Raw genomic sequence first — 11,393 nt, forward strand, 5'->3', positions numbered from 1 at the left:
ATGCGCCGAGGCGACCGAGAACCTGACCGCCCAGACCGGGCATACGGAAGCGCAGGCCCTGCAGGTCGTCAGCCGAGGTGATTTCCTTGTTGAACCAGCCGCCCGGCTGCATCGCGGTGTTGCCGCAAAGGAAGGGCTTGAGGTTGAACAGGCTGGCCAGCTCGTGGTGCAGCGCCATGCCGCCCTGGTGGTAGTACCAAGCCATCATCTCGGTGCCGGTCATGCCGAAGGGCACGGCGGTGAAGAAGGCGAAGCCCGGATGCTGGTTGAGGAAGTAGTATTCAGCCGAGTGATAGAGGTCGGCCTGACCGGACGACACGGCGTCGAACACTTCGAAAGCGCCGACGAGCGAGCCTGCTGGCATCTTGTTGATGGTCAGCGCGCCATCGGTCATCGCGGTGATGGCACGGGCCGCGTAGTTGGCCGCGTCATCGAAAATCGCGAAGCCATCGGGCACCGAGGTGACCATGGTCAGCGTGCGGTTGCCCTGCGCATAGGCCGGTGCGGCCAGCGTGGTGGCGGCGGCGGCGGTGCCGCCAAGTGCGGACGTTCTCAGAAAAGAACGACGATCCATTCGGTATCCTCCCCGTAGTAATGGAGTTGGCCACGACCCCCCTCGGATCGCGGCGACAGTGGCAAAGACCACAAGTCCTCGCACCCTAACGAAGCAAACCACGCGCGCAAACAGCTTTTCGCGCCGAATGGGTGATTTTTGTAAAAATCTCTTACCAAAATCGCCCGTAAGCTGAAAAATCGCCTAAGGCTTGGGCATGTCCCAGCCAAAAAATCGAAAGATAACACCTACGCTCTCGATCGTTCGCGCCGATCCAGCGACACTTCTCACCTCAAGGTTGCATGACGCGCTGTAACTTGCGCGCGCAGTGATATTTTTTAATTTCGCCAACAAGTTTCGATTCGTTGCGCGGCCGCTCGTTTTGGCGACATTTTCGTAATTTGGCTGTTGACGCCGCATCGCGGCGTTTCTAGTGTCACGCAACAATTTCATGCCGGGGGGCAGGTCATGGACTGCTTCGTACTAATCGTAGGGAACAAGCGCATGGGTCGGTGACGATTGCCACATCGGTCGACCATGCGCCCTCGGATAACCCGCCGGGGGCTTTTTTTTGCCAATACCTTTTGCCACTGCGGCATGAACAAGACACAACGCGTAGACATAGAAGGACAACGTCGATGACACGGCAGATGACCGGAGCGAAAATGGTGGTCGAGGCGCTGAAGGATCAGGGCGTCGATGTCGTATTCGGCTATCCCGGCGGCGCCGTGCTTCCGATCTATGACGAGATTTTCCAGCAAAACGGCATCCAGCACATCCTCGTGCGCCACGAACAAGGCGCAGTTCACGCCGCCGAGGGCTATGCACGTTCGACAGGCAAACCCGGTGTCGTGCTTGTCACCTCAGGCCCCGGTGCGACCAACGCCGTGACGGGTCTGGTCGATGCCTTGATGGATTCGATCCCGCTCGTGGTGCTGACGGGGCAGGTGCCGACCTTCATGATCGGCTCGGACGCATTCCAAGAGGCCGATACCGTCGGCATCACCCGGCCTTGCACCAAGATGAATTGGCTGGTCAAGGAAACCGACAAGCTGGCCGATACGATCCACCAAGCCTTCCATATCGCCACCCATGGCCGCCCCGGTCCAGTGCTGGTCGATATTCCCAAGGATGTGCAGTTCGCAACCGGCACCTATGTCGAGAAACCACAAGCACGCACCGCGCATTACCAACCTCGTCTGACCGGCGACCCGGCAATCATCGAGGCTTTGGTCGAAGCGATGGAGAATGCCGAGCGTCCGGTTTTCTACACCGGCGGCGGCGTGATCAATTCCGGCCCCCGCGCCAGCGCGCTGCTGCGTGAGTTGGTGGCGGCGACCGATTTCCCGATCACATCGACCTTGATGGGTCTGGGTAGCTACCCCGCATCGGGCAAGAATTGGCTGGGCATGTTGGGCATGCATGGTCTTTACGAGGCCAATCTGGCGATGCACGGCTGCGACCTGATGATCAATATCGGCGCGCGCTTCGATGACCGCATCACCGGGCGCATTGCCGATTTCAGCCCGCATAGCCTCAAGGCGCATGTCGATATCGACCCATCCTCGATCAACAAGGTCATCCATGCCGATTTCCCGATCATCGGCGATGTGACCCATGTGCTGGAAGAGGTGTTGCGCGTCTGGAAGGCTCGCGGCGCCAAGACCAAGGCGGTCGCGGTCAAGAAATGGTGGGACCAGATCGAGGAATGGCGCGCGGTCAAATGCCTGCGCTATACCAACTCGACCACGACGATCAAACCGCAATACGCGCTTGAGCGGCTCGAGGCGCTGACCCTTGGGCGCGACCGCTACATTTGTACCGAGGTGGGCCAGCATCAGATGTGGGCCGCCCAGTTCCTTGGGTTCGAAGACCCCAACCGCTGGATGACGAGCGGAGGGCTTGGCACCATGGGCTATGGCACGCCGGCATCGATCGGTGTGCAGGTGGCCCATCCCGACGCGCTGGTGATCAATGTCGCGGGCGAGGCGTCTTGGCTGATGAACATGCAAGAGATGGGAACGGCCATCCAGTATCGCCTGCCGGTCAAGCAATTCATCCTCAACAACGAACGCCTAGGGATGGTGCGCCAGTGGCAGGAATTGCTGCATGGCGAGCGCTATTCCCATAGCTGGTCCGAGGCGCTGCCCGATTTTGTCAAGCTGGCCGAAGCTTTCGGCGCCAAGGGCATCTTGTGCAAGGATCCCAAGGATCTGGATGATGCGATCATGGAGATGCTGGAGTATGACGGGCCGGTCATCTTCGACTGTCTTGTCGAAAAGCACGAGAACTGCTTCCCGATGATCCCCTCGGGCAAGGCGCATAACGAGATGCTCTTGGGCGAGGCCGATACCAAGGGCGTGATCGACGCCAAGGGCTCGGTCTTGGTGTAAGTGCGGCGCGCGGGGCGCGCCCCTGCCCCGCCGCTTTTCCGGGCGCTTGCGCCTTTCGCAACCATTCAGGATGTCCATCTCATGTCCCCGCTCAATATCGAAAAAGGCTCCTCCAGCCATTCGGCCTATGACCTGCGCAGCCATATGTCGGACATGATCGAAACCCACACGCTGGCCGTGCTGGTCGAAAACGAGCCGGGCGTTCTGGCGCGCGTGATCGGCCTGTTCTCGGGGCGCGGCTACAATATCGAAAGCCTGACTGTGGCCGAGGTGGACCATAGCGGCCACCGCTCGCGCATCACCATCGTGACATCGGGCACGCCGCAGGTGATCAACCAGATCAAGATGCAGCTCGAACGCATGGTGCCCGTGCACGAGGTGCAAGATCTCACCGTCGAAGGGCCCTTCGTCAGCCGCGAATTGGCGCTGATCAAGGTCATCGCCAAGGGCGAACACCGGGTCGAGGCGCTGCGCATCGCCGAGATCTTCCGCGCCAATGTGGTCGACTCGACCCTGCAAAGCTTTGTCTTCGAGATCACCGGCACACCCGAAAAGGTCGATGCCTTTTGCGAATTGATGCGCCCCTTGGGCGATGTGCGGCTGGCACGCACGGGCGTGGCGGCCATCGCGCGCGGGGCCTGAGCGATCCTTCGCGCGACCGATCGTGTCAGTGACCCTTACCCACGCCCGAGAATGATGCGGACATAATCTTGCGTCTCGGCGAAGGGCGGGATGCCGCCATGCCGACGCACGGCTTCCGGCCCAGCATTATAGGCGGCCAAGGCCAGATCCCAGCGGCGGAAATCGCGAAACTGCATCGCCAGATAGCGCGCGCCGCCTTCGAGATTGGCGACAGGGTCAAGCGGGTCGACACCGAGCAGACGCGCGGTCCCCGGCATGAGCTGCGCGAGGCCGATGGCCCCGACAGGGCTTGTGGCCGCAGGGTTCCAGGCTGATTCTTGCTGCACCAGCCGCAAGAACAGATCTTCGGGGATGCCGTGACGGCGCGCGGCGGCGCGCGCAACGTCAAGCCAAGGGCCCGCATAGTTGCCGTCGAATCGCGGGATCGCATCGCCGCTGGTGTCGAAATCGGGGCGCAGACGCGCCGATCCTGCATATTGGGTGGCCGCACGCGCATCGATCACGCCCAACGCGCGCCCGAAACGTTCCATCGCTTCGGCCCGGAGGGGGGCGGGTGCGGCCATCAGGCAAAAAGCCAAAAGAACCAAAAGGGACAACAAGACAGGACGCATCGGAACCGCATCAAAGCTGCATGCATCGAGCCTTACGCCAAACCGCGTGAAATTTCCAGCCATGCGTCGTGGGCGCAGTTGCCTTGGCGGCGCAATTAATCTTTCCTTGACCAAGTTCGGATGATCTAAGCGGGCGGGCGCGCGGTCGGGATGACTCGGCCAAGGCATGCGCGCCGGGCGAGATCGTGAAACGAGCTGGGGGAGAATGACATGGCCGGATCAGTCAACAAGGTCATCTTGATCGGAAATCTGGGCCGCGACCCCGAGGTGCGCAGCTTTCCGTCGGGTGGCAAGGTCTGCAACCTGAACATCGCGACAAGCGAGACCTGGAAGGATCGCAATACGGGCGAGCGCAAGGAGCGCACGGAATGGCATCGCGTGGCGATCTATTCCGAGCCGCTGGTCCGCGTGGCCGAGCAATATCTGAAAAAGGGCTCGAAGATTTATCTCGAGGGCCAGCTTGAAACCCGCAAATGGCAAGACCAATCCGGCCAAGAGCGCTACACCACCGAGATCGCCCTGCGCCCCTATCGCAGTGAGTTGACCATGCTTGACGGGCGTGGCGAGGGTGGTGGCGGCGGCGGCGGTTATGGTGGCGGTCAGGGCGGCGGCTATGGCGATGATCGCGGCGGCTATCCCGATGATCGTGGCGGCCCAAGCGGTCCGGGCTTTGGCGGTGGCGCCGATGTGGACGACGAAATTCCGTTCTGAGCGGGGCATGCATCTTGGCTTGCGCGCTATGGCGACGACCATGGGTGTGGCGGGCGGCAGGTGCCTCCGGCGGGGATATTTAAGAAACGAAGAAGCTAGGGGGGCCGCGCGGCATCACGCGGTGGGGCGGGCATGGAGCCGATCAATCCGACATATGTGACAACCTTCGCGCCCCCGGTGATGGAGGCGCGGCGCTGGATCGCGGGTCGGCAGTTCCCGCCCGAGCGCCCCTTGATCAATCTCAGCCAAGCCGCACCCGTCGATCCCCCGCCCGAGGGGCTGGTGCGCGCAATGGCAGAAGCGATGATCACCGATCCCACGAGCCATCTTTACGGCCCCGTTCTGGGGATGGAGGCATTGCGCGCCGAATTGGCGATGCAATGGTCGGCTGCATATGGCGGCACCATCGCCACAGGCCAGGTGGCCATCACGGCGGGGTGCAACCAAGCCTTTACCGCCGCCATGTCGACACTGGCGGGCGCAGGCGACGAGGTGATTTTGCCCCTGCCCTTCTATTTCAACCACAAGATGTGGCTCGATATGGAAGGGGTGCGTGCTGTCCATTTGCCGACGGGCGACGATCTTTTGCCTGATCCAGCGCGGGCGGCCACGCTCATCACGCCGCGCACGCGCGCCATCGTGCTGATCAGCCCCAACAATCCCGCGGGCGTCGAATACCCTTCGGCCCTGTTGAGGGCGTTTTTCGACTTGGCCGAGCGCCACAACATCGCGCTGATCCTTGATGAGACCTATCGTGATTTTCATTCCGGCGAAGGCGCGCCGCATGATCTGTTCACCAATCCCGATTGGGACAGGACGCTCATTCATCTCTATTCGTTTTCCAAAGCCTACCGGCTGACCGGCCATCGGGTGGGTGCGATCATGGCCGCGCCAGCGCGTTTGGCGGAGGTGGAGAAGTTTCTCGACACTGTCGCGATCTGCCCGCCACAGGTCGGCCAGATCGGCGCATTATGGGGCATGCGCAATCTGGGCGATTGGTTGTCGGGCGAACGAGCCGAGATCTTGGCGCGGCGCAACAGGCTGACAAGCGAATTCGCGCGGCTGGGCGATTGGCGGCTTTTGGGCTGCGGCGCCTATTTCGCCTATGTCCAGCATCCTTTCGCGATGCCATCAGATGTGCTGGCCCAGCGCATGGTCGCGGAGGCGGCCTTGCTTGTGTTGCCGGGCACCATGTTCGGGCCAAGCCGCGCGGCGGGTGGCACGGGACAGGCCGAGACGACGCTGCGTATCGCCTTTGCCAATGCCGACCAAGCGGGGCTTGTGCGCGTGGTCGACCGTTTGGCCGGGCTGGATCTTTGAAGGCGTCCCTGCGGCACTTGCCGCGCGGCGCCCAAGCGCGTAATCAACCCTGCGACCCGGTGCGGCCGACCACGGCGCATATAGCAAGCGGAAGGACCAGTAAGGCATGGCGAAAACAGCTGTGAAAAAGGCGTCGAACCTTTTTGTCTGGATCATCATGGGCTTGCTGTTCATCGCCTTGGCGGGCTTTGGCATCGGCTCATTCTCGGGCGGGGCAAGCCGCGTCGGTGCGGTCGGCGATGTCGAGATCTCGGCCGACGATTACGCCCGCGCGCTCGATCAAGAAATCCGCGCCCGGATCGCGCAGACGGGTCAGCCCATCACCTTGGCCAACCTGCGCGCCCAAGGCGTTGATCAAGCGGTTCTGCAATCGCTTGTCGCACGTGCCGCCCTGGTCAACGAGGCGCAGATGATGGGCCTGTCGGTGGGCGATGCCGAGGTGGCGCGCCAGATCACGCAGATCGCCTCCTTTCAGGGGCTCGATGGCGCCTTCGACCGGGAAAGCTACGAATTCACCTTGCGCCAAAACGGGTTGAACCCGGCCGAGTTCGAGCAAGAAGTGCGCGAAGATACCGCGCGCGCCTTGTTGCAAGCAGCCGTGATCGGCGGCATTGCGCCCGACCAGACCATCACCGAGGCGCTTGTCGCCTATCAGGCCGAAACCCGCGACGCGCGTTTGCTGATCGTGACACAAGACGACCTGCCCGAAGGTGTGCCGCTGCCCGATGCCACCGATCTGGAAGCCCATTACGCTGCGAATCCCGCGCGGTTCACCCGCCCCGAGGCGCGCGCCATCACCTTTGCATGGGTCACACCGACGATGCTGATGGATACCATACCGGTTGACGAGGCCGCCTTGCGGGCGCTTTACGACGACCGCGCCGCACTTTACCGCCAACCCGAGCGGCGCTTGCTCGAACAGCTGGTCTTTGCCGACACTGCGCAGGCGCAGGCCGCCTTTGACGCCATGCTGGCCGGCGAGACGGGTTTTGACGCGATCTTGGAGGAGCGCGGCCTTAGCCTCGAGGATGTTGATCTCGGCGAGGTCACCCGCGAAGACCTTTTGCCAGAGGCGGCGGAGTTGATCTTTGGCGATCAAACCAGCGAGATCATCGGCCCTGCCCCCACGCGGCTTGGTCCGGCGCTGTTTCGGGTGAACGCGGTGCTGGATGCCTCGGAAATCACCTTCGAAGAGGCCGAGGAAGAGCTACGCGCCGAATTGGCCGCCGAGGCCGCACGGCGCGCCATCGACGATCTGCGCGACCCGGTCGACGATCTCTTGGCCGAGGGGTTGACCCTCGAAGAACTGGCCGAGACGACAGAGCTGGTTTTGGGCCGCATCGATTACACCCCCACATCCGAGGAGGGGATCGCCGCCTATGACGCCTTCCGCGAAGCGGGTTTGGCCGTGAATGAGGGCGATTTCCCCGAATTGCTCACGCTATCGGACGGCGGGCTTTTCGCCCTCAGGCTCGATGCGGTGGTGCCACCGACCTTGCCCCCCTTGGCCGAAATCCGGCCCGCGGTGCGCGCCGATTGGCGGGCAGACGCAATCCGCGCGGCCATCAACGCACGCGCCGAGGTGCTGTTGGGCATGCTCGCCCAAGGTGCGGCGCTGGAGGAACTGGGTCAGGTCGCAATCGAGCGCGACATCCGCAGACAGGGCTTCATCCCCGATGCGCCACCGACGCTGGTTGCGCAGCTGTTCCAACTCGACGCCGTAGGCGATGTCGTCATGGTGCCCGGTGCCGACCGTAGCTTGATCGTGCAGCTTGACGCGATCAACCCCGCCGCCCGCGATGACCCGAACACGCAGATCTTGTTGCAGGTGCTTGGCCAAGCCGTGGCCCAGACACAGGCGCAAGATGTGTTCGAAGCCTATGGCCAAGCCTTGCAGACGGGCGCGGGCATCCGCCTTGATCAAGCGGTGATCAACGCCGTGCATGCACAGTTTCCCTGATGGCCCAGATTTCTGATTTCGCGGCTTTCGAGGCCGGATGGTCCAAGGGCCAGAACCAGCTTGTACATGCCCGGCTGACGGCCGATCTCGACACTGCCGTGTCGGTGATGATGAAACTGACCGATGCTGGGCGCGACAGCTTCATCCTCGAATCCGTGACCGGCGGCGAGGTGCGCGGGCGCTATTCGATCATCGGTTGCAAGCCCGACCTGATCTGGGAATGCCATGGCGAGGCAAGCCGGCTGAACCGCGCCGCACGTTATGACCGCGAGGCGTTCTTGCCATGCGAAGCGGCACCGCTGACCGCGCTACGCGCGCTTTTGGCTGAAAGCGCGATCGAGATGCCCGATGACCTGCCCGCCGCCGCCGCGGGGCTGTTTGGCTATCTTGGCTATGACATGATCCGCTTGGTCGAACATCTTCCGCATGTGAACCCCGATCCGCTGGGCCTGCCCGATGCGGTGTTGATGCGGCCCTCGATCATCGCGGTGCTTGACGGGGTCAAGGGCGAGGTGACGGTGGTCTCGCCCGCTTGGGTCTCGTCGGGTCTATCGGCGCGCGCGGCCTATGCGCAGGCGGCCGAGCGTGTGGCCGATGCGCTGCGCGATCTGGAACGCGCACCCGCCAGCGCCGCGCGCGAAATGGGCGAGATGCGCCCCCTGCCCGAGCCGGTCTCGAACTTTGCCCATGCCGATTATCTGGCCGCTGTCGAACGCGCCAAGGATTACATCCGCGCAGGCGACATCTTTCAGGTCGTGCCATCACAACGCTGGACGCAAGATTTCCCCGAGCCGCCCTTTGCGCTTTACCGCGCGCTCAGGCGCACCAACCCCTCGCCGTTCATGTTCTTCTTCAACTTCGGCCCCTTCCAAGTGGTCGGTGCCAGCCCCGAAATCCTCGTGCGGGTCTTCGGCGGCGAGGTCACGATCCGCCCCATCGCAGGCACGCGCCCGCGCGGCGCCACAGCGGAAGAGGATCGCGCGCTCGAGGCCGATCTGTTGTCGGATCAAAAGGAATTGGCCGAGCATCTGATGCTCTTGGATCTGGGGCGCAACGATGTTGGGCGGGTGGCCAAGATCGGCACCGTCAAGCCGACCGAGGAATTCATCGTCGAGCGCTACAGCCATGTGATGCATATCGTCTCGAACGTGGTGGGCGAATTGCGCGAGGGGCAAGATGCGCTCTCGGCGCTGCTGGCGGGGCTGCCTGCGGGCACCGTCTCAGGCGCGCCCAAGGTCCGCGCGATGGAGATCATCGACGAATTGGAGCCCGAAAAGCGTGGCGTATATGGCGGCGGCGTGGGCTATTTCAGCGCGGGCGGCGACATGGATATGTGCATCGCGCTGCGCACCGCCGTGTTGAAGGATGGCAAGCTCTATATCCAAGCGGGCGGCGGCGTGGTTTATGACAGCGACCCCGAGGCCGAGTTCCAAGAAACCGTCAACAAATCCCGCGCGATCCGGCGCGCGGCGGCGGATGCGGGGCTATTCTCTGGGCGCACGAACCGCTAGGGGCGAAAACGACCTTTTTCATCTGGGACAACCACGGTTCTGCCAAGCCCGAGCGCCGCGGTTTCTTCACTCGAACAAGCGCCGCAACACCGCCGAGGCAGGGGCAAGCGAAACGCCCTCGCCACGCCCGCCCAGCGCCCATGAAAACACCGCTGTGATCGTGTCGGGACGGCTGCGCCCCACCACGATCACCGTGCCCTCTTGGCCCGCCGCAAAGGCCGCGCGGTCGAGATATCGGCTGATCACAGGGGCGCGCTGATCCTCATCATCGAGCAGGCGGAAGGCCGTAGCAGCGGGCACACCATCGCGCCGTGCGCCTTGCGCGGCGGCATTGAGGTTACGCGGGAACGCCACAAGCCCGTGGCCGCTATCGGCCAAAGCGGCGATCGTGGCCTCCAGCACCGGGCGGTCGGCCTGGATGCGGCTATCGGGGCTATCGAGCATGGCCACCGCTTGCGGCATGGTCTGCTGCGCCGCGGCCAAGGATACCTCGACATCCGTGGGACCGGCCCCTGCCGGGATCGCGGCGGCGGCAAGGATCAACACTTCAAAGCCAGCCTCGCGCAAAAGTGCCGCACGGGCGGCTGCGTCCGGCCTGAGCGGATCAATCGCGAAGCTGACCGGAAAGCTGATCTGCGCCAAGACCTCGGGGGCAAGCGGACCGTCGGGATCGTCGATCAAGATGATCGACATCAGCGGGCGTTCGGGATCGGCGGTGAACGCCACCGCGTTGCGGTCCAAGGCGCCTTGCGGGGGTGCGTCCTCGGGCATCGGCAGTTCTGTCGCGGCGGGCGCGGCGGCGTTTTCGGCCGGGTCGGGGGCGATGACGGACATCGTGTCAGGCACGGCGGGTTGGGTCATCGGGTCGGGCGAAGCGGCCATTGGCGGCGCCACCTGCGGCAACACCGGGGCGGGTGCGGGATCAGGCAAGGTGACGGGCGCGGCCTCGGCGACAGGTGCCGCCCTTGGCGCGGGCGCGCCTTGCGAGACGGGCGGCACGGGTGCGGCGGTATCGAGCGCATCGGGGCTGTCATCGCGATCTTGTGCCATGAGTGGGCCGGGCGCAGCCAATGGCGCGGTGCGATCGACCGGGATATCCGCCAAGGGTGCGACGGGCGATTCCCCCATGTTCAGTGCCGAGGGCTGCACAGGTGGGGCCGCGACGTTATCGGCGGGGGGCGTGGCCAAGATCGGTTCATCGCTGGGCGGCGGCGCAGCTTCAGACAGCGTATCGGGCGCGGGCGGGACCTCTTGCGATTGCCCATCTGGCGGGGTCTCGGCCGCAACCGCGGCGGTTTGGTCCGGCGTTGCGGTGGTATCGGTCTCATCCGCTTGCGCAACTTCAGCCGGGGCCTCACCCGGAAGATCGGGGATTTCAGGCGCGGGCATAACAACCGGCGTGGGGGTCTGTGGCGCGGCCGTATCGGCTTGGTCGGTCTCGGTCTCGGGCGATACAGCCTCCGCCTGCGGCGCGGGTTGCGCCGATTGGCCGGGCGCTGCGCGATCGGGCAAGGGGGTATTGAGCGAGACCCCCGCCAAAACCACAATCGACACGACCAATCCCCAGATCAGACCACTTACAACACCGCCACCCATATCACCCTCTTTCGCCTCGCGGGGCTCATGCCGCCCCTGATGCCCGTTCTGCCGGCTGTGTCTTGCGCTTGACCGCCCCCGCCGGCTTTGAAACAT

The 11,393-nt window shown here is 63.7% G+C and carries 9 protein-coding genes; 6 read left to right on the forward strand and 3 right to left on the reverse strand.

Annotated features, from left to right (window positions below; translation table 11 throughout):
• The coding region (locus tag ACTG4J_RS12030; RefSeq protein WP_439139825.1) for a TRAP transporter substrate-binding protein at positions 1–574 on the reverse strand (574 nt) is incomplete at its 3' end.
• A 617-nt stretch (positions 575–1,191) separates the two neighbouring features.
• On the opposite strand from ACTG4J_RS12030, the gene ACTG4J_RS12035 reads away from it, so the two are divergent.
• Both ACTG4J_RS12035 and ilvN read left to right on the forward strand, forming a co-directional pair.
• Positions 1,192–2,946: an acetolactate synthase 3 large subunit gene (locus ACTG4J_RS12035; RefSeq protein WP_439139827.1), complete on the forward strand. Its 1,755-nt coding sequence runs from the start codon at positions 1,192–1,194 to the stop codon at positions 2,944–2,946.
• Between the two features lie 81 nt (positions 2,947–3,027).
• On the forward strand, positions 3,028–3,588 hold the full coding sequence (gene ilvN / locus ACTG4J_RS12040) for an acetolactate synthase small subunit (RefSeq protein WP_439139829.1): 561 nt from the start codon (positions 3,028–3,030) through the stop codon (positions 3,586–3,588).
• A gap of 35 nt (positions 3,589–3,623) precedes the next feature.
• Here the strand turns inward: ilvN and ACTG4J_RS12045 are convergent, their stop codons facing one another.
• Positions 3,624–4,262, reverse strand: coding sequence for a lytic transglycosylase domain-containing protein (locus ACTG4J_RS12045; protein ID WP_439139831.1), 639 nt, complete (start codon positions 4,260–4,262; stop codon positions 3,624–3,626).
• A gap of 147 nt (positions 4,263–4,409) precedes the next feature.
• Here ACTG4J_RS12045 and ssb point away from each other — a divergent pair, with 147 nt between their 5' ends.
• The 4 genes from ssb to trpE all read left to right on the forward strand — a co-directional run bounded on the left by ssb (position 4,410) and on the right by trpE (position 9,701).
• On the forward strand, positions 4,410–4,910 hold the full coding sequence (gene ssb, locus ACTG4J_RS12050) for a single-stranded DNA-binding protein (protein ID WP_439139833.1): 501 nt from the start codon (positions 4,410–4,412) through the stop codon (positions 4,908–4,910).
• Positions 4,911–5,042: 132 nt separating this feature from the next.
• Positions 5,043–6,230, forward strand: a complete 1,188-nt coding sequence (locus ACTG4J_RS12055; RefSeq protein ID WP_439139835.1) for an aminotransferase — start codon at positions 5,043–5,045, stop codon at positions 6,228–6,230.
• Positions 6,231–6,336: 106 nt separating this feature from the next.
• Positions 6,337–8,190: a SurA N-terminal domain-containing protein gene (locus tag ACTG4J_RS12060; RefSeq protein WP_439139837.1), complete on the forward strand. Its 1,854-nt coding sequence runs from the start codon at positions 6,337–6,339 to the stop codon at positions 8,188–8,190.
• The gene (gene trpE / locus ACTG4J_RS12065) at positions 8,190–9,701 is read left to right on the forward strand and encodes an anthranilate synthase component I (protein WP_439139839.1); all 1,512 of its coding nucleotides are present in this window, start codon (positions 8,190–8,192) and stop codon (positions 9,699–9,701) included. The genes ACTG4J_RS12060 and trpE overlap by 1 nt, the downstream gene beginning before the upstream one ends.
• Before the next feature lie 66 nt (positions 9,702–9,767).
• On the opposite strand, the gene ACTG4J_RS12070 is transcribed toward trpE, so the two are convergent.
• On the reverse strand, positions 9,768–11,393 hold a 1,626-nt coding region (locus tag ACTG4J_RS12070; protein WP_439139841.1), incomplete at its 5' end, for a divergent polysaccharide deacetylase family protein.

Origin of the sequence: Roseicyclus sp. (genome assembly GCF_965662675.1) — a bacterium.
Lineage (GTDB): Bacteria > Pseudomonadota > Alphaproteobacteria > Rhodobacterales > Rhodobacteraceae > Roseicyclus.

Bases quoted from the DNA above. Each gene is read 5' to 3' on its own strand.
- ACTG4J_RS12035 (WP_439139827.1), top strand. From the start codon at position 1,192: ATGACACGGCAGATGACCGGAGCGAAAATGGTGGTCGAGGCGCTGAAG.
- ilvN (WP_439139829.1), top strand. From the start codon at position 3,028: ATGTCCCCGCTCAATATCGAAAAAGGCTCCTCCAGCCATTCGGCCTAT.
- ACTG4J_RS12045 (WP_439139831.1), bottom strand. From the start codon at position 4,262: ATGGCTGGAAATTTCACGCGGTTTGGCGTAAGGCTCGATGCATGCAGC.
- ssb (WP_439139833.1), top strand. From the start codon at position 4,410: ATGGCCGGATCAGTCAACAAGGTCATCTTGATCGGAAATCTGGGCCGC.
- ACTG4J_RS12055 (WP_439139835.1), top strand. From the start codon at position 5,043: ATGGAGCCGATCAATCCGACATATGTGACAACCTTCGCGCCCCCGGTG.
- ACTG4J_RS12060 (WP_439139837.1), top strand. From the start codon at position 6,337: ATGGCGAAAACAGCTGTGAAAAAGGCGTCGAACCTTTTTGTCTGGATC.
- trpE (WP_439139839.1), top strand. From the start codon at position 8,190: ATGGCCCAGATTTCTGATTTCGCGGCTTTCGAGGCCGGATGGTCCAAG.